A 23,035-nucleotide genomic window follows, 5' to 3' on the forward strand; every position below is an offset into this window, starting at 1 on the left:
CCAAATCCATCTTTATCCGGTCACCGAGAGCGGGTATCATGCCCACCCTTTTTCGAACTCCAAGATTCGGCCCCACAACAGGGATCACCTATGTCGGCGGTACGCATCGGCCCATACACACTGCGAAACAACCTGATCCTCGCCCCCATGGCCGGGGTCACGGACCAGCCTTTCCGAACACTTTGCAAGCGCCTTGGCGCAGGCATGGTGGTGTCGGAGATGGTGTCCAGCGACATGAGCCTGTGGAACAGCCGCAAGTCGAGCCTGCGCCGCATCCACGAAGGCGATCCCGAGCCACGCTCGGTACAGATCGCCGGTGGTGACGCGCAAATGATGGCGGCGGCGGCAAAGGCCAACGTCGAAGCGGGTGCCCAGATCATCGACATCAACATGGGCTGCCCGGCAAAAAAAGTCTGCAACAAAGCTGCAGGCTCTGCTTTATTGAAAGATGAAGCCTTGGTCAGCGAGATTCTCCACGCCGTGGTAAGCGCCGTGGACGTCCCGGTGACGCTGAAGATCCGCACAGGGTGGGATCGGGCGAACAAGAACGGCCTGAATGTGGCGAAGATCGCTGAGCAGGCCGGCATCCAGGCGCTGGCGGTGCATGGCCGCACACGCGCCGACCTGTACACCGGCGAGGCCGAATACGACACCATCGCTGCCATCAAGCAGTCGGTGTCTATCCCGGTATTTGCCAACGGCGATATCACTTCGCCAGAAAAGGCCCGGGCGGTACTGGACGCCACCGGGGTCGATGGCCTGTTGATCGGCCGCGCCGCCCAGGGGCGGCCATGGATCTTTCGCGAGATCGAGCATTACCTGCGGACCGGCGAACAGTTGCCGGCCCCGCAGCTGGACGAAGTGGAACGCATCCTGCTAGAGCACCTGGCCGCGCTGCATGCCTTCTATGGCGATGTGATGGGCGTACGTATCGCCCGCAAGCACGTTGGCTGGTACCTGGCGACACGACCCGGCGGCAAGGAGTTTCGCTCCCGGTTCAATGCTTTGGAAGACACACAAGCGCAGTGCGCCAACGTTCGCGCGTTTTTCAGTGAACGTCGACAGAGCCTTGAGACAGAGGACGGACAAGGGGTGGCCGCATGACGATGATGACCGAGACATTTGTGAGTGGAACAACGCCCGTGAGCGACAACGCCAACCTGAAACAGCACCTCAACACGCCGAGCGAAGAGGGCCAGACCCTTCGCGACAGCGTCGAGAAGGCGCTGCACAACTACTTCGCCCACCTGGAAGGCGCGACCGTCACGGACGTGTACAACCTGGTGCTCTCCGAAGTCGAGGCGCCCCTGCTTGAAAGCGTGATGAACTACGTGAAGGGCAACCAGACCAAGGCCAGCGAGATGCTCGGGCTCAACCGAGGCACCCTGCGCAAGAAGCTCAAGCAGTACGACTTGCTGTAAGCCAGAATCCCAATCAGAAAAGGCGGCTCCCTGAACAGAGGCGCCTTTTTTGCTGACTCCACCGCGTTATGGAATCCGAAATGACCGACCAGACTACCCGCCTGCCAGTCCGCCGCGCCCTGATCAGCGTCTCCGACAAGACCGGTATCCTCGAATTCGCCCGTGAGCTGCAGCAGCTCGGTGTCGAGATCCTGTCCACTGGCGGCACCTACAAGCTGCTCAAGGATAACGGCGTGAACGCGGTGGAAGTGGCCGACTACACCGGCTTCGCCGAAATGATGGATGGCCGGGTCAAGACCCTGCACCCGAAAATTCACGGCGGCATTCTGGGCCGTCGCGGCATCGACGACGCCATCATGAACGAGCACGGCATCAAGCCGATCGACCTGGTCGCCGTCAACCTGTACCCCTTCGAAGCCACCATCTCCAAGCCAGGCTGCGACCTGCCGACCGCCATCGAGAACATCGACATCGGTGGCCCGACCATGGTCCGCTCGGCCGCCAAGAACCACAAAGACGTTGCCATCGTGGTCAACGCCAGCGACTACGCCAACGTCCTCGACGGCCTGAAAGCCGGTGGCCTGACCTACGCCCAGCGCTTCGACCTGATGCTCAAGGCCTTCGAGCACACGGCCGCCTATGACGGCATGATCGCCAACTACATGGGCACCATCGACCAGGCCAAGGACACCCTGAGCACAGAAGCGCGCAGCGAGTTCCCGCGCACCTTCAACAGCCAGTTCGTCAAAGCCCAGGAAATGCGCTACGGCGAGAACCCGCACCAGAGCGCGGCGTTCTATGTCGAAGCCAAGAAGGGTGAAGCCAGCATCTCCACCGCCATCCAGCTGCAAGGCAAAGAGTTGTCGTTCAACAACGTGGCCGACACCGACGCCGCGCTGGAGTGCGTGAAGAGCTTCGTCAAACCTGCCTGCGTCATCGTCAAGCACGCCAACCCGTGCGGCGTGGCCGTGGTACCGGAAGACGAAGGCGGCATCCGCAAGGCCTACGACCTGGCCTACGCCACCGACACCGAGTCGGCCTTTGGCGGCATCATTGCCTTCAACCGCGAGCTCGACGGCGAAACCGCCAAAGCCATCGTCGAGCGCCAGTTCGTCGAAGTGATCATCGCCCCGAAAATCTCCCAGGCCGCCCGCGACGTGGTTGCCGCCAAGCAGAACGTACGTCTGCTGGAGTGCGGCGAATGGCCCGCTGAGCGTACTGCTGGCTGGGACTTCAAGCGTGTCAACGGTGGTTTGCTGGTACAGAGCCGCGATAACGGCATGATCACTGCCGATGACCTGAAAATCGTTACCAAGCGTGCGCCGACCGAGCAAGAGATCCACGACCTGGTGTTCGCCTGGAAAGTGGCCAAGTTCGTCAAGTCCAACGCCATCGTCTACGCCAAGCAGCGCCAGACCATCGGCGTCGGCGCCGGCCAGATGAGCCGCGTCAACTCCGCGCGCATTGCTGCAATCAAGGCCGAGCATGCTGGCCTGCAGGTACAAGGCGCGGTCATGGCGTCGGATGCGTTCTTCCCGTTCCGTGACGGCATCGACAATGCGGCTAAAGTGGGTATCAGCGCCGTGATCCAGCCAGGTGGTTCGATGCGTGATGCCGAAGTCATCGCCGCAGCCGACGAAGCCGGCATCGCGATGGTGTTCACCGGTATGCGCCACTTCCGCCACTAATTACATGGATCCCGGGGCTGGCAACGGCCCTGTGGGAGCGGGCTTGCCCCGCGAATACGATGGTGCATTCACCGCCGCATTCGCGGGGCAAGCCCGCTCTCACAGGTCTGCTGCTAGCCTCGAGATCACCTGAATCGAGGTTTTGACATGAAAGTTTTGATCATCGGCAGCGGCGGCCGTGAGCACGCCCTGGCCTGGAAAGTCGCCCAGGACCCACGCGTCGAGAAAGTCTTCGTTGCCCCAGGCAACGCCGGCACCGCCACTGAAGCCAAGTGCGAAAACGTCGCCATCGACGTCATTGCCCTGGAGCAACTGGCCGACTTCGCCGAACAGAACGTGCAGCTGACCATCGTCGGCCCTGAAGCGCCACTGGTCGCCGGTGTCGTCGACCTGTTCCGCAGCCGTAACCTGGACTGCTTCGGCCCTACCAAGGGCGCGGCGCAGCTGGAAGGCTCCAAGGCCTTCACCAAGGATTTCCTGGCGCGTCACAAGATCCCGACCGCTGACTACCAGAACTTCACCGAAATCGAGCCAGCCCTGGCCTACCTGCAGGAAAAGGGTGCGCCGATTGTGATCAAGGCCGACGGCCTGGCTGCGGGCAAAGGCGTCATCGTCGCCATGACCCTGCAGGAAGCCGAAGACGCCGTGCGTGACATGCTGGCAGGCAACGCCTTTGGCGATGCCGGCTCGCGTGTGGTGATCGAAGAGTTCCTGGACGGCGAAGAAGCCAGCTTCATCGTCATGGTCGACGGCCACAACGTGCTGCCGATGGCCACCAGCCAGGACCACAAACGCGTCGGCGACGCCGACACCGGCCCGAACACTGGTGGCATGGGCGCCTACTCCCCTGCCCCGGTGGTTACCGCCGACGTGCACCAGCGCGTGATGGACCAGGTCATCTGGCCAACCGTGCGCGGCATGGCCGAGGAAGGCAACGTCTACACCGGCTTCCTGTATGCCGGCCTGATGATCGACAAGGCGGGCAACCCCAAGGTCATCGAGTTCAACTGCCGCTTCGGCGACCCGGAAACCCAACCGGTCATGCTGCGCCTCGAATCGAGCCTGGTGCTGCTGATCGAAGCGGCTTTCGCCAAGGCCCTGGACAAGGTTGAAGCCCAGTGGGACCCACGGCCGAGCCTGGGCGTTGTGCTGGCTGCCGGTGGCTACCCAGGCGACTACGCCAAAGGTGACGCGATCAGCGGCCTGGACGCAGCGGCCAAGCTCGAAGGCAAGGTGTTCCATGCTGGCACTACCCTCAAAGATGGCCAGGTGGTGACCGCCGGCGGCCGTGTGCTCTGCGCCACCGCCCTGGGCGAGACCGTCGAAGCCGCTCAGCAGCAGGCCTACCGCCTGGCAGAGCAGGTCAAATGGGACGGCAGCTTCTACCGTACCGACATCGGCTACCGGGCCATCGCCCGCGAGCGCGGTGAACACCAGCAGTAACCTTTACCGAAGTGCCGTGACGCCTTGCGCCCACGGCCTTCGGCTCGTCGACAGGGCCCTGTGTGGGCCTTGCCTTCGAGTTGGCGCGCCGCGCATAGTTAGTATCCGGCACCTCGGCTAAGAAGGGATTTCGTAGTGCGTCGGCTTCGGATTGCCACAGCTCTGATCGTCAGCTTGCTGACCTTGCTCTGCCTGCTCCCGGCCTCGGCCGACGAGGGCGGAGGCTGGTCCGTTCTGCTCGACGAACAGGCCAACCTGCAATTGAGCGACGTGCGCTCCGATCGCTATCGCAACCAGTTCAGCCCACTGCTGCTCGGCGACCTGGATGCGGCCCCCGCAGAACAAGCCCTGTGGCTGCACTATCGCCTGGAACCCGGCGATCAGGAGCAACTGCTACGGGTGTTCGCCCCAGACCTTTCAGGCCTGGACCTCTACGCCCTCGATGGCGACAAATTACTCCGTCAGCTGCACCACGGGCGCCAGGCCGGCAATGCCAGCCCGACCCTGCGCGGCAGCGACCATGTGCTGCCACTGCCCAACAGCAAGCAGCCGCTGGACATCTACCTGCGTCTGGTCTCCGAGCACCAGCTGCGCCCGGCCATCAGCCTGGAGCCCGCTGCCGTGGCCGCCTCGGACCAAAGCCAACCGCTGCTGTTCGGCATGCTCTTCGGCGGCCTGGTGATGCTGATCCTGCACAACCTGATCCGCTTCCTCTACAGCCGCTCCAGCACCACCTTGATTCTGGCCGTGTACCACGGGCTGATGATGCTCAGCGGGTTGATCCTGCTCAACCTCAGCGGCCCTTGGTGGCATGTGTGGCACAGCGCGCAAACGCCAGCCGCCTACCTCACGCTGGTCCTCGCGGGCCTGGCCGGCCTGTATTTCACCCTGCATTTTTTCGCGCCGTGCCATTCGCCGCGGCTGAACCGCCTGTTGCAAGGCGAGATGCTGGTGGCTGCGCTCAGCGGCCTGGTGCTGCTGTTCGTCGACACCTTGCCACTCAACCTGATGACTTATGCCCTGCTGGCCCTGGGCAGCGTCAGCATGCTGCTGGTCAGCGCCTATCACTGGTACAAGGGCTACGCGCCCGCACGCCTGTTCACCCTCGCCATGGGGGTCTACAACCTCGGCGGCCTGGTATTGCTGCCAGCACTACTGGGCCTGACCCGTACCTCGACGCCCTGGCTGCTGTGCGTGCTCATGGGCCTGACCGTCATCTGCGGCCTGCTGCTCAACCTGGCGGTCAGCGAACGCCTGCGGCGCATGAGCGAGGAGCGCTTCAGCGCCAGCCGCGCCCTGGCTGCCAGCGATGCCGAGATCAACGCCAAGGCCGAGTTCCTGGCCAAGATCAGCCACGAAATCCGCACCCCGATGAACGGCGTACTGGGCATGACCGAGCTGCTGCTCGGCACGCCGCTGTCGGTCAAGCAGCGCGATTATGTGCAAACCATCCACAGCGCCGGCAACGAGCTGCTGACGCTGATCAACGAGATTCTCGACATCTCCAAGCTGGAGTCACGGCAGATCGAATTGGACGATGTGCAGTTCGACCTCAATGCGTTGATCGAGGACTGCCTGAACATCTTCCGGGCAAAGGCCGAACAGCAGAACATCGAGCTAATCAGCTTTACCCAGCCACAGGTGCCACGCGTGATCAGTGGCGACCCGACGCGCCTGCGTCAGGCTCTGTCGAGCCTGCTGGAAAATGCCCTGAAAAACACCGACCAGGGGGAAATCCTGCTGGTGGTGGCACTCGACCAGCGCGGCGCCGCGCCGCGCTTGCGCATTGCCGTGCAGGACAGCGGCGAACCGTTGCCGGCCACCGAACGCGAAGCGCTGTTGCAAGCCGAGCTGCACAGCCACCACTTCCTCTCCAGCAACAAGCTGGGGGGCCACCTCGGGCTGGTCATCGCCAAGCAACTGATCGGCCTGATGCAGGGCGAATTCGGCATCAAGAGCAGCAGTGGCATGGGCAACACGCTGTGGCTGACCCTGCCGCTGGACCCTTCGCGCCTGGAACAACCCCCTGCCGACCTCGACGGGCCGCTACGCGATGCCCGTGTCCTGGTGGTGGACGACAACGACACCTGCCGCAAGGTGCTGGTGCAGCAGTGCAGCGCGTGGGGCATGAATGTCAGCGCAGTGCCGTCCGGCAAGGAAGCGCTGGCGTTGCTGCGCACCAAGGCCCACTTGCGCGACTACTTCGATGCCGTGCTACTGGACCAGAACATGCCTGGCATGACCGGTATGCAGTTGGCCGCCAAGATCAAGGAAGACCCAAGCCTGAACCACGACATCCTGGTGGTGATGCTCACCGGTATCAGCAATGCGCCGAGCAAGGTCATCGCGCGCAATGCCGGGGTCAAGCGGATCCTCGCCAAACCGGTGGCGGGCTATACACTGAAGACCACCCTGGCCGAAGAGTTGGCCCAGCGCGGCCGTGAGCAAGCGGTGCCAGCCACCCTCCCCGGCATCCCGCAAGCCTTGGACCTGCCCAGCGACTTCCGCGTGCTGGTCGCCGAAGACAACAGCATCTCGACCAAAGTAATCCGCGGCATGCTCGGCAAGCTCAACCTGGAGCCAGACACGGCCTGTAATGGTGAAGAGGCGTTGCAAGCGATGAAAGCGCAGCGTTATGACCTGGTGCTGATGGACTGCGAGATGCCCGTGTTGGACGGTTTCTCGGCAACCCAGCAACTGCGCGCGTGGGAAACCGCACACCAGCGTCAGCGAACCCCAGTGGTGGCGCTGACCGCGCATATCCTCGCCGAGCACAAGGAGCGCGCCAAGCTGGCGGGCATGGATGGGCACATGGCCAAGCCGGTTGAGTTGTCGCAATTGCGCGAGCTGATCCAGTATTGGGCGAATCACCGGGAAGCCAAGACGGATCCGGCGCCTATCCCGTAAACACTGCCGATGATGTTCCTACAGGCCCCACCGCAGCCGAGGATCCACGCCCATGCTTCATGAGTTGTTCAGCGTCTACCTGAAGATGCTCGTGCTCTACAGCCCATTCTTCGTGCTGTCGTGCTTCATCAGCCTGACCCGCGGTCACTCCAGCAAGGAACGCAAACAGCTGGCCTGGAAGGTGGCCTTTGCCGCACTGGTCGCCAGTGTTCTGCTGTACCTGTTCGGCAGGGCGATCTTCGGTATTTTCGGCATCACCGCCGACGCCTTCCGCATCGGTGCTGGCAGCGTGCTGTTCATCTCCGCGCTGGGCATGGCCCAAGGCAAACCCGCCGTGCAGGCCGACAACGTGCAGCAGGATGTGACCATCGTGCCGCTGACCATCCCGCTGACCGTCGGCCCCGGCACCATCGGCGCCCTGCTGGTGATGGGCGTGGGCCAGCCGCACTGGGACGACAAGCTGCTGGCCATCGTCAGCATCGCGCTGGCCAGCTTCACCGTGGGCCTGGTGCTGTACCTCTCGCACGGCATCGAGCGGATTCTCGGCGACCAGGGCCTGCAGATCGTCAGCCGTTTGATGGGGCTGTTCGTCTGTGCCCTGGCGGCGCAGATCATCTTTACCGGGATCAAGGGTTATCTCGTGCTCTAGATCTCCATTTCATGGATCTCCTTCAGCGCGATTTTCACCAGCGCACGCTCAACCGCACTGCGGCGCTCCTGGTCGAACAGGCGTGTATTGAAACGCACCAGCTCTGCGGTTACCTGCGTGTCGCGGCGCTCACGAAACATAAACCCGGCCGTGAAAGCCGCGACGTTGCCGGCCTCGTGATACACCACGATGTCCACGTAATTACCACTCACCGGGGCGCAGGACAAAAGCTGAAACTGTGCCCGGTCCTTGCTGCGCGACTCAAAATGCAGCAACGGCTTGCCGTTCTTCTTCAATGCCTCAAGCGCCAGTGCCATGTTGCTCGAATGCTGAACGCCTGCGATGGCGTCGATTTTGCTCAGCGCCTGGTCAACGATTTTCGGCCGTTGAGGGTCCGGCCAGTGCACCTCTTCAGCCGACTTCGCGTCCCACCCCAGATACATCAACTTCTTGCGATAATACTGATACTGGTCCTGCGCGTTTTCCTTGGTCATGTCCTGCAGGGTCACGGTCTCGGCCCACAGCGCAGCGAGCTTGACGGCCTTGCGCTGCCCCTGGCTGACACCGGGGATGAAAGAGACCAGGCTGGCACCGACGACAGTGGCTTCATGTGTTTGCATGGCTAACCTCCGGCTTCAGTACGCCCAAGTTCCTGATCCGCCCTGCGTATTGCTTGTGTTCGAGCAACGCGTGCAGCCCTTGGCGGTCAGCTTCCGCCACGTGATCACCCAGCGTTGCAAGGGTGGTGCGCAGATCGACCTTATCGCTGGGTGACGGCGATAACGCCGTGCAAGGGTGGATTTGCGCAGCGGGCAGCACGCTCTTCAACGCCAGCCCGCACAGGTCCAGGGATGCGTCGGGCAGCATCACACCCACCTCATACACCACGTGAGCTGCCTGGCCCTGTTCGACCACGGTGAAGGGCCGCAGGTATGGCTGCACCTCATCGTGCGAGAGTTTGACAATGGCTGCCTGCAGGTAGCCTGCCAGGCTTGGATGACGAGCCTGCAAGCCATCTGTAAGGCGTTGAGTCAGCGGCGCGTTGCCCTGCTGGGGCTGATAATCACTGCGACTGTAGGGGATCACCCAACCACGCGCCTCCAAGGCTGTGCGGTAGCTGCTGTACCAGCGCGCGTAATCGGCAAAGCGTGATCCATGCAGTTTGTCCGCACGCAACTGCGCGAACAGCACCGAGTCCAGCGCATATTGCCGGGACGGCAATGCCGTTTCGGCAACCAACAAGGCCGTGCCGCCAACGAGCCACAAGGAATAGACGTCCTTACTCATCGGAATACCTCGACGTTCAAACACATTGAAAAAGGGGGCCCGAAAGCCCCGCTGTTGTGTCAGATCTCGAATTCGCTGGCTGCCTTGACGGCCTTGTTGATCAGCTTTTGCTCGATCGACTCACGAACCGCGTCGTTGTAGACCACTTCGTTGAAACTGAGCACAGCCGAGCCACAGTAGCGGTCCTTACTGGCGCTCTTCCATTCGAACACTGTGGTATTGAGGTCGTTTTCGCTCGGCGAGGCACTGAAGGCGTTGACCAGCATGAACAGTTCGCCTTCGGGCGTTTCGATACAGGCCCCCAGCCCCGTGGTCGAGACCGGATGCCCTTTGAGATTTTGCTGGTAGATCTTCTGGGCTTCCTCGATATTTCCCAACGCGCTGATGGCATCGCCCGCCAGCTTTGCCATGGCCTCACCCAGTGGCCCACCGAGCAATGCCTTACCTGCGGCGCTGGCGACCTTGAAGGCAATCGGCCCCAGCGTCAGCGACAGGCTCTGGTCGTAGTCGCGCTCGTAGGAACGCTTACCCACCACCCAACCCAAGGTGCGCATCACTTCCAGAAACTTGTTGAACCAGGCTTCGGATTCGCCATCGCGGTCATGCAGCTTGGACGCCACGCGGGAAGCAAACTGGAACGTGGTCTTGGCATCGCGCCGGCTTTGCGCCGACATGCCTGCGCTGAGCGCCAGCAGCGACTGTTCGACAACGGCAATGCTGTTGCCGCTGATAGTGGTTTCATCGGTCATGTGCAGGGTCCTTTGAAGGCCCCCGACGGGTATCGTCGAGGGGCCTTCACCCTATGCCGTAAACCAGCAGGGAACAGGCATGAACAGGTTCCCTCGGTGCCTCAATTGGCTGTCGGGTACCAACGCGGGGTGTACACCCACTGCGTGCCATCGGCCCTCGGGAACTGGCAGGTCGTGGAAGAGCCCAGCAGGACCATGGTGCGCATGTCGACCATTTCTGGCACCAGCTCGGCCAGGGAGACGACCTTGAGCGTCTGCCCAGGCCTACCGATGTCGCGGCCAAGGACTACAGGCGTTGTCCCATTTCGGTGCCGGCGCACGATGTCCAGGGCACACCCCAGCTGCCACGGCCGTGACCGGGAAATCGGGTTGTAGAACGCCAACACAAGGTCGGCTTGAGCGGCCAGGTCCAGGCGCTGCTCGATAACTGACCAAGGTTTGAGATTGTCCGACAGCGACATCACACAGAAGTCGTGCCCCAGCGGTGCCCCGGCCTGGGCGGCGGTTGCCAGCGAAGCCGAAACACCCGGCAGAATCTCCAGATCGACCCGATGCCAGGCCGGGTCGCTGGATGCGTGCAGCGCTTCGAGCACGGCCGCGGCCATGGCGAACACACCCGGGTCCCCCGACGACACCACCACCACCGAACGCCCTTGTGCAGCAAGCTCGAAGGCATGGCGTGCGCGCTGCATCTCTTCGCGGTTGTCGGTGCAATGCTGCACCTGGTCGGCACGGAACGGCCCGGCCATGCGCACGTAGGTTTCGTAGCCGAGAATGTCCTGGGCGCGTGCCAGTTCGGCTTTGACCGCCGGCACCATCAACTCGGCCGCGCCAGGGCCAAGGCCGATCACTGCCAACCGGCCACGGCGGTGGCCGACCTGCTCGGCATCCACGGGGGCCGAAGCTACGGCGATGACTGCATCCGCCTGTTCAATCAACTGTGCCTCTGGCAGCGCCTGGGCAACCATGCCGCGCAAATCGCCAGGCTTGGCCGCAAAACGCAGCGTCACGCCAAGGGCCTGTGCAGCCTCGTGCAAGGCTGTATCGGCCATGGCGAGCTCGCCCGCCAGCAAGCAGGCCAGCGACTGCTCGGCAATGCCCGCATCCTGCAGTGCTGCGCGAATGCTCTGCAGGTTGCCGGTATCGACGCCAACCACCACCGACCGAGGATGGATCAGCAGCTCGTCCCGACTGCTCGGGCGCGCCTGATGGCCAACATGAATGGTGCGCTGGGCCGACTCGCTGGCAGGCAGTTGCGCCTGATCCAGCCACGGCGCATCCCCTTCGACGCGTACCGACTCGCCGGCCAACAGGTCGGAGACAAAGCGCTTGCCTTGCTCGATATCCGCCAGGGCATAGCCCTGTGGCGGGTTCAGCAGGCAGGTGCCAAAGCGCAGCTCGCCACTGGTGGTGATCGCAGCCGCCACGCCAAGTGCCTCGCCAATCTCGCGCGCCATCACGTTTACACCACTCAAGCCACCGAGCAGCGGCACGACCGCGCTGCCATCCTCCGCCACCGCCAACACGGGCGGCTCGACGCCTTTCTCGCTGAGCACGCAGGCCAAGCTGCGGATGACGATACCGGCGGCGCACAAGGCGATGATCGGGGTGTCCTGCTGATACAGCGCGCGCAGGGTGTCGCCAAACGAGGCATAAGACTGATCGGCGCCCTCGACCCGGCCACTCAGGCCATGAATCACTGCCTGTGGATAACGCTGCTGGATACGCTGCGCCGTGGCCAGGCTGCCGGGGCCCAGAATGACGATTGCCGGCGCCTTGTGCATGCTCATCCCTGCCATTTTTCACCCGGCACGATGATCAGCGAGAAGTACGGCGACGACTGCGGGTCGACGTCCGCCAGCGGCACGATCTTCTGGTTGGCCATGGTCGCCCGCTCGACATACAGCGCACGCCCGTCCAGGCCCAGTTCGGCCAGCACGCCACGCACCTTGGGGAAGTTGCGGCCAAGCTTCATGATCACCGCTGCATCGGCATCGGCCAGGCGCCGCTTGAGCTCCTCGGCCGGCAGCACGCCCGACAGCACCGACAGGCTCTGGTTGCGGTACACCAACGGCGCGCCGAGCACCGAGGCGCCCCCGAGCATCGAGCAGACGCCGGGAATCACTTCAGTCTCATAGCGCTGCGCCAGGCGGTCATGCAGGTACATGTAGGAGCCGTAGAAGAACGGGTCGCCCTCGCAGATCACCGCCACGTCGCGGCCGGCATCCAGATGCTCGGCAACCTGCACGCTGGCTTCATCGTAAAAGTCGCTGATCACCTGTTCATAGGACAGCGGTGCCGGCAGGGCCTCGGTGGTGACCGGGTAGACCAGCGGCAGCAAGGTTTGCTCTGGCTGCAGGTGCGCCTCGATGATGCCGAACGCGTTGCCGCGCTTGCCCTTGGCCACGAAGTAGCCAACCACCGGCGCCTCGCGCAACAGGCGCAGCGCTTTGACGGTGATCAATTCAGGGTCGCCGGGGCCTACGCCCAGGCCGAGCAGACGTCCACGTGGCGCCATCATTCCACCTCCGTGGCAAGGGCGTTGACCGCAGCAGCGGCCATCGCGCTACCGCCCAGGCGGCCTTGCATGATCACAAACGGCACGCCACGGCTGTCGGCGGCGAGCATGGCCTTGGATTCTGCGGCACCGACGAAGCCGACCGGGAAGCCGAGGATCAGCGCAGGCTTGGGAGCGCCAGCGTCGAGCATTTCCAGCAGGTAGAACAGCGCGGTCGGGGCGTTGCCGATCACCACCACGCTGCCTTCCAGGTACGGCCGCCACAGCTCCAGGGCCACGGCGGAACGGGTATTGCCGGCGTCCTTGGCCAGGCCTGGCACGCTTGGGTCGCGCAGGGTGCAAATGACTTTGTTGTCTGCTGGCAGGCGGGCCCGGGTGATGCCTTCGGCGACCATGTGCGCATCGCACAGGATCGGCGCGCCGTTAAGCAGCGCCTCACGCCCGGCCCGGCCAGCGCCTTCGGAGAACTGCAGGCCATCGATGGCGTCGACCATGCCGCAGGCATGGATCACGCGTACAGCGAGTTTTTCGAGGTCTGCGGGTATCCGCTCGAGTCGGGCTTCCTCACGGATGATCCGGAAGGAATTGCGATAGATCTCCTGACCATCGCGGATGTAGTCAATCATCAAGGTGCTCCGTCGGCAGGTCGAGCATGGCGCCTGCTTCGTTCAAGGTGAGGTCGATGCCGCGCAGGGCGCCAAAGCCCGGCAGGCGCGCATCGCGCACATACAAGTCGTAACGGCCCGGTGAACGGGCCAGCAAGGTGGCCGGGGCAACATGGGCCACGGCGCAAGATCGGGGGCAGCCGGACAGGTGCACGCTGCCTGGCACGCCAGGGCCCAGCAGCGCGGCCAAGGCCACGGCATCGGCCTTGGTCTCGCCGTGGGCCTTGGCGCAACCACGGCTGCCGGTGCAGGCGCTGATACGGGCCAGCGGCTCATGGCTGTGGCAAAGCAGGCCCAATGCGGACAGTTGGCCCTGGGCCTGCTCGATATGGCCTGGGTCGAGGTTGGTCAGCACCAGGCTTTGCCAAGGGCTCAGGCGCAGGCTGCCGTCACCCAGGTGGCGGGCGATGCGCGCGGCACCTCGCAGCATCGCTGGGGTCAACCGGCCCTGTGGCGGGGCCACGCCCAGGGCGAGGCCGTGGCCCTGTGGCAGCACACCCAGCCATGTGGGCTGGCTGTGCGGGCGACGCCACTGGAGCACGGCGGCATCACGACGGATGTCCAGGCCGAGCCCTTCGACGAAAACACTGGCCGAACAGTTTTCCAGCAACTGGCGCATGCGCGATTGCTGCGCAGACGCCAGGTCAAGGAAACGCTCCAGCACCGCACGTACCAGCGCCAGGCCCTGCGCCAACGGCACCGCACCGAGCACCTGAGCGTCGGCCGGGCAGCCCGCCAAGCCGAACGCCAACCACGTCTGGTGTTCCAGATGCAGGGCCGAAAGCCACAGATCATGAGGATGTTCGAGCATCGCCAGGCCTTCGCCGGCATCCAGTTGCACGGCGAACTTGGCCGACAACTGGTGAAAACGCGGTGTGCGTTCCAGCATGTCGAGGATCTGCCCTGCCAGCGGCCGGGCATCCAGCAACATGGCCGGATCATGCCCGGCCAGCGGGCTGAGCATCAGGTTGCGCACATCGTCACCGGCGGCATCGCGCGGGCCCAGGCCGGCAGCGAGCAGCCTGGCGACCAGGCCGCGATGGTCGCTGCCGATACCGCGGATCTGCAAGTTGCCGCGGTTGGTGGCCTCGATCACCCCGCCCGCGAAACACTCGGCGGCCTCGGCCACCGCATCGGCCTGATCGGCCAGCAGCAGACCGCCCGGCAGCTTGATCCGGCAAATCCCGCCGTCACGGGCACTGACGATGCGCCACAACCCCGGGCAAGCCGAGGGGCGAGGTGAAACGTCGGAGGGATGAGCCTGCTTCAAAGAGGTGTCCGGCAATCTGTGAAAGTGCGCTTGAGTGTAGAAGGCGCGGTATTATGCCTGCTTTGTCCGGCGGCATGAAAAGCCGGTGGTCGAGCTTATTGTTTACCCGGGGCCGCTTCGTGCCCCTTCGCGGGCAAGCCCGCCCCTACAGGGATCACGCTGCACCTGTGGGAGCGGGCTTGCCCGCGAAGGGGCGCGAAGCGGCCCCAGAAATGGCGGATTGAAACACATGGCACCCTGGCTGACAGTAGTAGGCATCGGTGAAGACGGCTTCAATGGCCTTGGCAAGCAGGCCCGGCGTGCCCTGCTGGGCGCTTCGCGGATCTTCGGCAGCCCTCGCCAACTGGCCTTGCTGCCGCGCTGCGTGGTCGGCGAGCGGCTAAGCTGGCCAACCCCGTTCTCTCTGGCGCCCGTGCTCGCCCAGCGCGGCGAACCCATTTGCGTGCTGGCCAGCGGCGACCCGATGTTCTACGGCGTCGGTGCCAGCCTGGCACGCCAGATGCCCGCCAGCGAGATGCGGGTGCTGTCGATGCCGTCCTCTTGCGCCCTGGCCGCCGCCCGACTGGGCTGGCCGCTGCAGGATGTGCAGGTGGTGTCGGTGGTCGCCCGCCCGCTGGCGGCGCTCAATGCCCAGCTGCACACCGGCGCCCGCCTGCTGGTGCTGAGCAACGACGGCGACAGCCCCGCCGCACTTGCCGCACAGCTGTGCGAGCGTGGCTTCGGGCCAAGCCGCCTGCGCGTGTTCGAACACCTCGGTGGCACCGAGGAACGTGAACGGGCGGGCAGCGCCCAGGACTGGCCTCACGCTCAGGTTGCAGCGCTCAACCTGGTGGCCATCGAGTGCCTCGCCGCGCCCAATGCACCGCGCCTGGCACGGGTAGCCGGGCTGCCGGACACCGCCTTCGAGCATGACGGCCAACTGACCAAGCGCGATGTCCGCGCTATCACCCTGGCCCGCCTCGCGCCACAACCCGGCGAGCTGCTGTGGGACGTGGGCGCAGGCTGTGGGTCGATCGGCATCGAGTGGATGCGCGCCCACCCCGCCTGCCGTGCGCTGGCCATCGAGGCCGACGAAGGGCGCCAGGGGTTTATCGAACACAATCGCGATGCATTGGGCGTGCCCGGCCTGCAACTGGTCCGCGGCAAGGCGCCCGAGGCGCTGGCAGGCCTTGAGCAGCCCGATGCGATCTTCATCGGTGGCGGGGTGACACGTGAAGGCGTACTCGACCTGTGCTGGCAGCGCCTGCGCCCCGGTGGGCGGCTGGTGGCCAACGCGGTAACCCTGCAAAGCGAGCTGGCCCTGGCGCATTTTCGCGAACGTCACGGTGGCGAACTGACCCGGATTCATGTTGCCCAGGCACAGCCGTTGGGGGCGTTTGACACCTGGCGCCAGGCACTGCCGATCACCTTGCTGGACGTGGTGAAGCCCGCCGATGCGTGAAGAAACCCACGAACAGCCCGCACCGCTGCGCAGCGGCCTGACCACCGGCAGCTGCGCCACCGCCACCAGCCTCGCGGCGGCGCGTCTGTTGCTGACCGGCGTCTGCAGCGATGCAGTGAGCATCACCCTGCCCAAGGGCAAGGTGGTGCAGATGCGCCTGGAGTTTTGCCGTCGCGAGGGCGAACGTGCCGAAGCGGGCACCCTCAAGGACGCCGGCGACGACCCGGATGTGACCCATGGTGCCCTGCTGTTCAGCCAGGTCCGTTTGCTGGCGGAGCCCGGCGTGCGCTTCGTTGCCGGCGAAGGCGTCGGTACCGTGACACGCCCCGGGCTGGTGCTGGCGGTGGGCGAACCGGCCATCAACCCGGTGCCCCGGCGCATGATAGGCGAACACCTGCAACGCTTGGCTGAGGAGTGTGCCTACCACGGCGGCTTCGAAATAACGGTCAATGTGCAGGGCGGAGCACTGCTGGCACTCAAAACCATGAACCCGCGCCTGGGCATCCTCGGCGGGCTGTCGATCCTGGGTACCAGCGGCATCGTCCGGCCGTTTTCCTGCGCGGCCTACATCGCCTCGATCCATCAAGGTATCGACGTCGCCCACACCAACGGCTACACACACATCGCCGCCTGCACCGGCAACGCCAGCGAAGACACCATGCGCCGGGTCTACGGCCTGCCGGAAATCGCCCTGATCGAAATGGGCGACTTCGTCGGCGCGGTGCTCAAGCACCTGCGCAAGGTACCGGTGCCGCGCCTGAGCCTGTGCGGGGGGTTCGGCAAGATCAGCAAGCTTGCCGCCGGGCACATGGACCTGCACAGCCGCCATTCGAGCATCGACCTGCCACAACTGGCCGGCTGGGCGGCGGATATCGGCGCCGACGCAAACCTTCAGGCCGCGATCATCGCCGCCAACACCAGCCAGCAAGCCCTGGCGCTGGCGCATGCCGCTGGCATCGCCCTGGGCGACGCCGTTTGCGCACACGCGCTGGCCTTCGCCCGCAGCGTGGTCCCAGCGCAGGTGCAAGTCGAGGTGTTTGCCATCAACCGCCAAGGCGGGATCGTTGGGCAGGCAGGTGTGCAATGACGGCGCGCATCCTGCTGCTGGGTGGTGTGACCGAGGCCCTGGCCATTGCCCGTCAATTAGGCCCACAGCACGTGTACAGCCTGGCCGGCATCGGCCGCGTACCGCAGGACCTGACCTGCCAGGTGCGCGTCGGCGGCTATGGCGGTGCTGAAGGCCTCGCCCAGTACCTGCGTGAGGCGGGCATCACCCTGCTGATCGACGCCACCCACCCCTATGCCGCGCAAATCAGCCGCAACGCCGCCATTGCCTCGCGTAGCGCAGGTATTCCCTGCTGGGCGCTACGCCGCCCCGCCTGGCAGGCACAGCCGGGTGACGATTGGCGCGAAGTGGACGACTGGGCGGGGCTGATCGAAGCACTCGCGCCGTTCCGGCGACCGCTGTTCACGCTGGGGCGTGAGCCGTTGCAACATCTGGCAGAGATCCCGCCGGAGCAGTTCTGGACCTTGCGCGCACTGGAGGCCTGCCCCGGTAACGAACGCTGCGAAGTGATCGGCGCACGCGGGCCCTTCCGCATTGAAGACGAACGTGCGTTGTTCGCGCGCCGCAAGATCGATGTGCTGATCAGCAAGAACAGCGGCAGCGTAGCGACCGAGCCAAAGCTGGACGTGGCGCGGGAGCTAGGGGTGCCGGTGTTGATTCTGCGCCGGCCGGAACTTCTGGGAGTCGATCGGACATTCAGCTCACCTGCTGATTTGACTGCAGCACTCAGCCCCAACGGCTAACGCTGCGGCAGGCGCTGGGCAACTCCCCTTTTCTGACACGAAGTTCAGACGGTTCACATGCCGCTTGAATAGCCTATGGCGGCCCCTCTGCCTTAGACTTCAGCCCTCTCCCCCGGAAGGCTTCATTCATATGGACATGCAATGGTGGATCTGGCTGGTCTTCGGTATCGCGCTGACCCTGCTCGAACTGGTCCTGCCCACGTTCTTCATTCTCTGGTTCGGCATCGGTGCCGTGCTGGTTTCGCTCATCTCGCTCGCCGCGCCCAGCCTGCAACTGGATATGCAGATGCTGCTGTGGGTGCTGCTTTCTTCAGCCACCACTGCGCTGTGGTTCAAGGTGTTTCGGCGCAAAAAGCCAGATGTGCGCTGGACAGCCGACAGCGTGATCGGTGAAGTCGGCCTGCTGACCGCCAGCGTTTCCGAGTTTCAGAAAGGCCGCGTGCGTTTCCAGAAGCCGATCCTCGGCAATGAGGAATGGACCTGCGTCGCCGACACTGACATCCCGTCCGGCGAGCGTGTGCGCCTTACCGCCATCGAAGGCAATACCGCCCGCGTCATCCGGGCCTGAATCCGTACAAAAAGGAAGTTCGTATCATGACCAGCCTTATCGTCGTGGGCGCCCTCGCCCTGTTCGTCCTGATCACCGTGTTCAAGGGGGTGCGCATCGTGCCTCAGGGCGAAGAATGGATCGTCGAGCGCCTGGGCCGCTACAACAACACCCTCAAGCCCGGCCTGAACATCGTCATTCCCTACGTGGACGTGGTCGCTTATCGCCTGCCCACCAAAGACATCATCCTCGATGTGCAGCAGCAGGAAATCATCACCAAGGACAACGCGGTGATCGTTGCCAATGCCCTGTGCTTCGCCAAGGTGGTCGACCCGCAGAAGGCCTCTTACGGCGTACAGAACTTCTCCTTCGCCGTCACCAGCCTGACCATGACTTCGCTGCGTGCCATCGTCGGTGCCATGGACCTGGACGAAGCCTTGTCCAGCCGTGAGCAGATCAAGGCCCGCCTGCGCGAGGCGATGTCCGAGCAGACCGAAGACTGGGGCGTGACCGTGCGCTCGGTGGAAATCCAGGACATCAAGCCATCCGAGAACATGCAACTGGCCATGGAGCGCCAGGCGGCAGCAGAGCGTGAGCGTAAGGCCGACGTGACCCGCGCCGAAGGTGCCAAACAGGCGGCGATCCTCGAAGCCGAAGCACGCCTGCAATCGGCCAAGCTGGATGCCGAGGCGCAGATCAACCTGGCCGAGGCTTCGGCGCGGGCGATCTCGCTGGTAAAAGAGGCGGTGGGTAACGAGACCGTGCCGGCCATGTACTTGCTGGGCGAACGGTACATCGGGGCGATGGAGAACCTGGCCAGCAGCGACAATGCCAAAGTCGTGGTGTTGCCAGCGGACCTGCAGGAGACCGTGCGCGGCTTGATGGGCCGCAACAAGGCTTGAGAATGTCGGGGCTGCTCTGCGGCCCATTCGCGGGACAAGCCCGCTCCCACAGGAACTGCGCAACTCCAGAGGTCAGCGCTGTGCCTGTGGGAGCGGGCTTGTCCCACGAATGGGCTGCAGAGCAGCCCCAGAAACCACCACCAACTGCGTCACTTCACCGCACCCCGCCTTTTTTACCTATACTCCGCCTTACAATACCCGCCACGATTCCTGACCGGATCTCTCCATGCCCCCACGTCGGCACATTGCCTGGATAGCCTGCCTAGCAGTGCTGTTCAACCTGCTGGCCATGCCGCTGTCCTCTGCCGCGCCCAAGGGCCCGGCCGAGCAGTTGCTGTGGGGGGCTTTCTGTTCCAGCATGGCCAACAAGGCCAAAGTCGACGTCCAGGCCCTGGCCAAAATCGACCTCGGCCCGCAAAGCGATGACAGCGCCAGCATGATGAACTGCTGGTGCTGCTCCGGTGCCGCGCCGCTGCTGGCTTTACCGGGCTACCCGCCGCAGTTGCACAACCCGCCGACAATGACCGCGGGGCATTCGCCGCAGCTTGCCGACTACCAACCCACGCCGCGCCAGTTATGGCCCGCGCTCAATCCCCGTGCCTCTCCCCTGGTCTGAGTTACTCACGCTGTCTGCCTGAACCTGAACAGATCGGAGACTCACCATGCTCAAGCAAGCTCTCGTCGTGGCCGCCCTGCTGCTGCCCAGCGCCTTCGCCACAGCCCACGAATACACCGTGGGCGACCTGCACATCGCGCACCCCTGGTCGCTGCAACTGCCACCGAATGCCCCCAACGTCGCCGCGTATTTCGTCGTGCACAACAAAGGCCAGGCCGATGACCGCCTGCTGAGTGTCGACAGCCCCATCAGCGATGACGCCCAGTTGCACGAGCACGCCATGACAGCCAGCGGCACCATGAAGATGCAACAGGTGCCCAACGTGGTGGTGCCCGCCGGCAAGGACGTGACCTTCGCCCCCAGCGCCTACCACGTGATGCTGATGCAGCCCAAGGACCGCAGCCTGCTCAGCGACGGCAAGCGTTTCCCTTTGACTCTGCACTTCGAGAAAGCCGGTGACGTCACCGTCGAAGTCGCCGTGCAGAAAGAGGCGCCCTCGGGCCAGCCCCAGGCCCACGAACACGCGCACTGACCATTAGCTGACAGGCACTCGCCATGAGCCTGCCGCGCAACAGCACCAGCCGTACCACCCGCCCTGAACGCAGGCGCGTCGGTGGCGGCTGGCTGAGCCTGTTCGCCATGTGGATGATCTTCATCGGCCCGCTGATTTCCCAGTCGATGCCGATGGATCACCACGCCGGCATGAGCATGCCGATGGACATGTCGATGTCCACCGAGCATGAGCATGGCGCAGACTCACATCACGGCCATGGCGACGACGGCCAGCTGCATGTGATGTGGGAAAAGTGCGGCTACTGCAGCCTGCTGTTCAACTGCCCCGCACTGCCACAAACCCTCAGCCCGCTCAGTGCCGGCGTCGTAGCCCCCTCCACCCACCTGATTGCCCCCACGCGCCAGGGGCATGCCCGGCAGGCTGTATTCCCTGGCGCGCGCAGCCGCGCGCCGCCTTCCTCGATCAGCGTCTGAAACCACATTGTCCGCACGGAGCCAGGAGGCTTCGCGCACACCCATGACTGATCGACTGGAATCATTATGTCTGGCTGCACCCCTGTTTTTGCCCTGTCCCTGCGCGGGACCATCGCCGCCTTGTGCGGTTCGCTGATTGCGCCCATGGCCCTGGCCACCGACCTTGGCCATGAAGGCCACGTGCACGACGCGCCCGAACTGAGCCCGACGGTGATCACCGCTGTGGCGCCCAGCTCGCCGCTGACCGTGGTCACCAACCCGAAAGACCCACGCCAACCCGTACCTGCCAGCGACGGTGCCGATTACCTCAAGACCATCCCTGGTTTCTCGGCTATCCGCTCCGGCGGTACCAACGGCGACCCGGTGTTGCGCGGCATGTTCGGTTCGCGCCTGAACATCCTCACCAATGGCGGCGTCATGCTGGGTGCCTGCCCTAACCGCATGGACGCACCGACCTCGTACATCTCGCCGGAAACCTACGACCGCCTGACCGTGATCAAAGGCCCGCAAAGCGTGATCTGGGGCCCTGGCGGTTCCGCCGGGACCATCCTCTTCGAACGCGAGCCGGAAAAGTTCGGTACCCTGGGCAGCCGTGTCAACGCAAGCCTCTTGGCCGGCTCCAATGGCCGCTTCGACAAGGTACTCGACGCCGCCGCCGGCAACAGCCAAGGCTATGCCCGCTTCGTCGGCAACCAGTCGCGCTCGGACGACTACCACGACGGCAACGATGACACCGTGCCGTCGCGCTGGGACAAATGGAACGGCGATGTAGCCCTCGGCTGGACACCCGACCCGGACACCCTGCTGGAACTCACCGCCGGCAAGGGCGATGGCGAAGCACGCTATGCCGGGCGCGGCATGGACGGCTCGCAGTTCAAGCGCGAGAGCCTGGGGCTGCGCTTCGAGAAGTCCAACCTCGGCGAGGTGCTCGACAAGGTCGAGGCACAGGTCTACTACAACTACGCCGACCACGTGATGGACAACTACAGCCTGCGCACGCCCTCCGGCAGCGGCATGATGGGCATGCCGATGGTCAGCAACGTCGACCGCCGCACCATGGGCGCCAGGGTCAAGGCGACCTGGCGCTGGGCTGACGTGCAACTGGTCAGCGGCATCGATGCGCAGACCAACGAGCATCGCAAGCGCGGTGGCATGGGCGTCGATGCGCACAAGGGCCAGGCGTGGACCAAAGATGCCGACTTCCATAACTACGGTGCCTTCAGCGAGCTGACCTGGTACGTCAGCGGCGAAGACCGGCTGATCTCCGGCGCCCGCCTCGACCGTGCCTCGGCCCGTGATTTTCGCCAAGGCGTCGCCACCGAAGGCGATACCCGCGCCGATACACTGCCCAGCGGCTTCATCCGCTACGAGCACGACCTGGCAGCGATCCCGGCCACCACCTACATCGGCCTCGGCCACGCCCAGCGCTTCCCCGACTACTGGGAGCTGTTCTCGCCCAAGCTGGCGCCAGCCGGCGCGGCCAATGCCTTCGACGGCATCAAGCCAGAGAAGACCACCCAGCTCGACTTCGGCATCCAGTACCGCGACGCGCGCCTGGAAGCCTGGGCCTCGGGTTATGTCGGGCAGATCCGTGACTACATCCTGTTCGACTACCGCACCGGCATGATGGGCATGAGCACCTCCCAGGCCCAGAACATCGACGCCCGCATCATGGGCGGCGAGCTGGGTGCCGCTTACAAGCTCAGCGAAAACTGGAAGGCCGACGCTACCCTGGCCTACGCTTGGGGCAAGAACAGCAGTGATGGCAAAGCGCTACCGCAAATGCCACCCCTGGAGAGCCGTCTGGGCCTGACCTACAGCCGCGACGTCTGGAGTGTCGGTGCGCTGTGGCGGCTGGTGGCCGCGCAAAACCGCATCGCCGAAAACCAGGGCAACGTAGTCGGCAAGGACTACGACAAGAGCGCAGGCTTCGGCGTGTTCTCGCTCAATGGTGCCTACAAGGTGAACAACAACCTCAAGCTCAGCGCAGGGGTCGACAACCTGTTCGACAAAACCTACGCCGAGCACTTGAACCTGGCCGGGAACGCCGGGTTCGGCTACCCGGCCACAGACCCACAGCCGGTGAACGAGCCAGGCAGGACCTTCTGGACCAAGGTCGATTTCAGCTTCTGACAA

22 protein-coding genes are annotated in these 23,035 nt (G+C 64.3%); 15 read left to right on the plus strand and 7 right to left on the minus strand.

The window, feature by feature from the left end:
- The first annotated feature begins 90 nt into the window (after positions 1 to 90).
- The 6 genes from dusB to ACSSU5_RS07750 all read left to right on the plus strand — a co-directional run bounded on the left by dusB (position 91) and on the right by ACSSU5_RS07750 (position 8,108).
- Positions 91 to 1,104, plus strand: a complete 1,014-nt coding sequence (gene dusB / locus ACSSU5_RS07725) for a tRNA dihydrouridine synthase DusB (protein WP_492560932.1) — start codon at positions 91 to 93, stop codon at positions 1,102 to 1,104.
- Positions 1,101 to 1,421 (plus strand): DNA-binding transcriptional regulator Fis, encoded by a 321-nt coding sequence (gene fis / locus ACSSU5_RS07730; RefSeq protein ID WP_012274390.1) that lies wholly within the window; start codon positions 1,101 to 1,103, stop codon positions 1,419 to 1,421. The genes dusB and fis overlap by 4 nt, the downstream gene beginning before the upstream one ends.
- 80 nt (positions 1,422 to 1,501) lie before the next feature.
- Positions 1,502 to 3,109 (plus strand): bifunctional phosphoribosylaminoimidazolecarboxamide formyltransferase/IMP cyclohydrolase, encoded by a 1,608-nt coding sequence (gene purH, locus ACSSU5_RS07735; RefSeq protein ID WP_264311422.1) that lies wholly within the window; start codon positions 1,502 to 1,504, stop codon positions 3,107 to 3,109.
- A gap of 147 nt (positions 3,110 to 3,256) precedes the next feature.
- A complete protein-coding gene (gene purD, locus ACSSU5_RS07740; protein WP_492560933.1) occupies positions 3,257 to 4,552 on the plus strand; it encodes a phosphoribosylamine--glycine ligase in 1,296 nt (431 codons plus the stop codon).
- Between the two features lie 135 nt (positions 4,553 to 4,687).
- Positions 4,688 to 7,459 carry a hybrid sensor histidine kinase/response regulator gene (locus tag ACSSU5_RS07745; RefSeq protein WP_492560934.1) on the plus strand — a complete coding sequence of 924 codons (2,772 nt, stop codon included), beginning with the start codon at positions 4,688 to 4,690 and terminating at the stop codon, positions 7,457 to 7,459.
- A 52-nt stretch (positions 7,460 to 7,511) separates the two neighbouring features.
- Positions 7,512 to 8,108 (plus strand): MarC family protein, encoded by a 597-nt coding sequence (locus ACSSU5_RS07750; RefSeq protein ID WP_264311419.1) that lies wholly within the window; start codon positions 7,512 to 7,514, stop codon positions 8,106 to 8,108.
- On the opposite strand, the gene ACSSU5_RS07755 is transcribed toward ACSSU5_RS07750, so the two are convergent.
- From ACSSU5_RS07755 to cobG, 7 genes are all read right to left on the minus strand, one after another.
- Positions 8,105 to 8,728: a hypothetical protein gene (locus ACSSU5_RS07755; RefSeq protein ID WP_492560935.1), complete on the minus strand. Its 624-nt coding sequence runs from the start codon at positions 8,726 to 8,728 to the stop codon at positions 8,105 to 8,107. The two genes, ACSSU5_RS07750 and ACSSU5_RS07755, sit on opposite strands and share 4 nt — an antisense overlap.
- Positions 8,715 to 9,395, minus strand: a complete 681-nt coding sequence (locus ACSSU5_RS07760) for a hypothetical protein (RefSeq protein ID WP_264311417.1) — start codon at positions 9,393 to 9,395, stop codon at positions 8,715 to 8,717. The genes ACSSU5_RS07755 and ACSSU5_RS07760 overlap by 14 nt, the downstream gene beginning before the upstream one ends.
- Before the next feature lie 59 nt (positions 9,396 to 9,454).
- Positions 9,455 to 10,144: a hypothetical protein gene (locus ACSSU5_RS07765; protein ID WP_264311416.1), complete on the minus strand. Its 690-nt coding sequence runs from the start codon at positions 10,142 to 10,144 to the stop codon at positions 9,455 to 9,457.
- Positions 10,145 to 10,245: 101 nt separating this feature from the next.
- On the minus strand, positions 10,246 to 11,943 hold the full coding sequence (cobJ, locus tag ACSSU5_RS07770; protein ID WP_492560936.1) for a precorrin-3B C(17)-methyltransferase: 1,698 nt from the start codon (positions 11,941 to 11,943) through the stop codon (positions 10,246 to 10,248).
- A complete protein-coding gene (locus tag ACSSU5_RS07775; RefSeq protein WP_492560937.1) occupies positions 11,931 to 12,665 on the minus strand; it encodes a precorrin-2 C(20)-methyltransferase in 735 nt (244 codons plus the stop codon). Before ACSSU5_RS07775 ends, cobJ begins: the two co-directional genes overlap by 13 nt.
- Complete coding sequence (locus ACSSU5_RS07780; RefSeq protein ID WP_039613543.1) at positions 12,662 to 13,288, minus strand: precorrin-8X methylmutase; 627 nt, start codon at positions 13,286 to 13,288, stop codon at positions 12,662 to 12,664. The genes ACSSU5_RS07775 and ACSSU5_RS07780 overlap by 4 nt, the downstream gene beginning before the upstream one ends.
- Positions 13,281 to 14,612 carry a precorrin-3B synthase gene (cobG, locus tag ACSSU5_RS07785; RefSeq protein ID WP_492560938.1) on the minus strand — a complete coding sequence of 444 codons (1,332 nt, stop codon included), beginning with the start codon at positions 14,610 to 14,612 and terminating at the stop codon, positions 13,281 to 13,283. Before cobG ends, ACSSU5_RS07780 begins: the two co-directional genes overlap by 8 nt.
- A gap of 214 nt (positions 14,613 to 14,826) precedes the next feature.
- Between cobG and cbiE the strand changes: the two genes are divergently transcribed.
- From cbiE to ACSSU5_RS07830, 9 genes are all read left to right on the plus strand, one after another.
- Complete coding sequence (gene cbiE, locus ACSSU5_RS07790) at positions 14,827 to 16,038, plus strand: precorrin-6y C5,15-methyltransferase (decarboxylating) subunit CbiE (protein WP_492560939.1); 1,212 nt, start codon at positions 14,827 to 14,829, stop codon at positions 16,036 to 16,038.
- Positions 16,031 to 17,125, plus strand: coding sequence for a cobalt-precorrin-5B (C(1))-methyltransferase (locus ACSSU5_RS07795; RefSeq protein WP_492560940.1), 1,095 nt, complete (start codon positions 16,031 to 16,033; stop codon positions 17,123 to 17,125). The genes cbiE and ACSSU5_RS07795 overlap by 8 nt, the downstream gene beginning before the upstream one ends.
- The gene (locus ACSSU5_RS07800; protein WP_492560941.1) at positions 17,122 to 17,847 is read left to right on the plus strand and encodes a cobalt-precorrin-6A reductase; all 726 of its coding nucleotides are present in this window, start codon (positions 17,122 to 17,124) and stop codon (positions 17,845 to 17,847) included. Before ACSSU5_RS07795 ends, ACSSU5_RS07800 begins: the two co-directional genes overlap by 4 nt.
- Before the next feature lie 130 nt (positions 17,848 to 17,977).
- Positions 17,978 to 18,415, plus strand: a complete 438-nt coding sequence (locus tag ACSSU5_RS07805; RefSeq protein ID WP_264311409.1) for an NfeD family protein — start codon at positions 17,978 to 17,980, stop codon at positions 18,413 to 18,415.
- Positions 18,416 to 18,441: 26 nt separating this feature from the next.
- Positions 18,442 to 19,296 carry an SPFH domain-containing protein gene (locus ACSSU5_RS07810; protein WP_264311408.1) on the plus strand — a complete coding sequence of 285 codons (855 nt, stop codon included), beginning with the start codon at positions 18,442 to 18,444 and terminating at the stop codon, positions 19,294 to 19,296.
- 226 nt (positions 19,297 to 19,522) lie between these two features.
- Positions 19,523 to 19,912, plus strand: a complete 390-nt coding sequence (locus tag ACSSU5_RS07815; RefSeq protein WP_264311407.1) for a DUF2946 domain-containing protein — start codon at positions 19,523 to 19,525, stop codon at positions 19,910 to 19,912.
- Positions 19,913 to 19,958: 46 nt separating this feature from the next.
- Complete coding sequence (locus ACSSU5_RS07820) at positions 19,959 to 20,444, plus strand: copper chaperone PCu(A)C (protein WP_492560942.1); 486 nt, start codon at positions 19,959 to 19,961, stop codon at positions 20,442 to 20,444.
- Between the two features lie 23 nt (positions 20,445 to 20,467).
- Positions 20,468 to 20,899: a DUF2946 domain-containing protein gene (locus ACSSU5_RS07825; RefSeq protein WP_492560943.1), complete on the plus strand. Its 432-nt coding sequence runs from the start codon at positions 20,468 to 20,470 to the stop codon at positions 20,897 to 20,899.
- 66 nt (positions 20,900 to 20,965) lie between these two features.
- Positions 20,966 to 23,032 carry a TonB-dependent copper receptor gene (locus ACSSU5_RS07830; protein WP_264311404.1) on the plus strand — a complete coding sequence of 689 codons (2,067 nt, stop codon included), beginning with the start codon at positions 20,966 to 20,968 and terminating at the stop codon, positions 23,030 to 23,032.
- Positions 23,033 to 23,035: the final 3 nt, after the last annotated feature.

The organism is Pseudomonas sp. E1MeOHC2 (assembly GCF_058745025.1).

Coding starts and splice junctions, on each gene's coding strand:
- dusB (WP_492560932.1), top strand. CDS start 91: ATGTCGGCGGTACGCATCGGCCCATACACACTGCGAAACAACCTGATC.
- fis (WP_012274390.1), top strand. CDS start 1,101: ATGACGATGATGACCGAGACATTTGTGAGTGGAACAACGCCCGTGAGC.
- purH (WP_264311422.1), top strand. CDS start 1,502: ATGACCGACCAGACTACCCGCCTGCCAGTCCGCCGCGCCCTGATCAGC.
- purD (WP_492560933.1), top strand. CDS start 3,257: ATGAAAGTTTTGATCATCGGCAGCGGCGGCCGTGAGCACGCCCTGGCC.
- ACSSU5_RS07750 (WP_264311419.1), top strand. CDS start 7,512: ATGCTTCATGAGTTGTTCAGCGTCTACCTGAAGATGCTCGTGCTCTAC.
- ACSSU5_RS07755 (WP_492560935.1), bottom strand. CDS start 8,728: ATGCAAACACATGAAGCCACTGTCGTCGGTGCCAGCCTGGTCTCTTTC.
- ACSSU5_RS07760 (WP_264311417.1), bottom strand. CDS start 9,395: ATGAGTAAGGACGTCTATTCCTTGTGGCTCGTTGGCGGCACGGCCTTG.
- ACSSU5_RS07765 (WP_264311416.1), bottom strand. CDS start 10,144: ATGACCGATGAAACCACTATCAGCGGCAACAGCATTGCCGTTGTCGAA.
- cobJ (WP_492560936.1), bottom strand. CDS start 11,943: ATGGCAGGGATGAGCATGCACAAGGCGCCGGCAATCGTCATTCTGGGC.
- ACSSU5_RS07775 (WP_492560937.1), bottom strand. CDS start 12,665: ATGATGGCGCCACGTGGACGTCTGCTCGGCCTGGGCGTAGGCCCCGGC.
- ACSSU5_RS07780 (WP_039613543.1), bottom strand. CDS start 13,288: ATGATTGACTACATCCGCGATGGTCAGGAGATCTATCGCAATTCCTTC.
- cbiE (WP_492560939.1), top strand. CDS start 14,827: ATGGCACCCTGGCTGACAGTAGTAGGCATCGGTGAAGACGGCTTCAAT.
- ACSSU5_RS07795 (WP_492560940.1), top strand. CDS start 16,031: ATGCGTGAAGAAACCCACGAACAGCCCGCACCGCTGCGCAGCGGCCTG.
- ACSSU5_RS07800 (WP_492560941.1), top strand. CDS start 17,122: ATGACGGCGCGCATCCTGCTGCTGGGTGGTGTGACCGAGGCCCTGGCC.
- ACSSU5_RS07805 (WP_264311409.1), top strand. CDS start 17,978: ATGGACATGCAATGGTGGATCTGGCTGGTCTTCGGTATCGCGCTGACC.
- ACSSU5_RS07810 (WP_264311408.1), top strand. CDS start 18,442: ATGACCAGCCTTATCGTCGTGGGCGCCCTCGCCCTGTTCGTCCTGATC.
- ACSSU5_RS07815 (WP_264311407.1), top strand. CDS start 19,523: ATGCCCCCACGTCGGCACATTGCCTGGATAGCCTGCCTAGCAGTGCTG.
- ACSSU5_RS07820 (WP_492560942.1), top strand. CDS start 19,959: ATGCTCAAGCAAGCTCTCGTCGTGGCCGCCCTGCTGCTGCCCAGCGCC.
- ACSSU5_RS07825 (WP_492560943.1), top strand. CDS start 20,468: ATGAGCCTGCCGCGCAACAGCACCAGCCGTACCACCCGCCCTGAACGC.
- ACSSU5_RS07830 (WP_264311404.1), top strand. CDS start 20,966: ATGTCTGGCTGCACCCCTGTTTTTGCCCTGTCCCTGCGCGGGACCATC.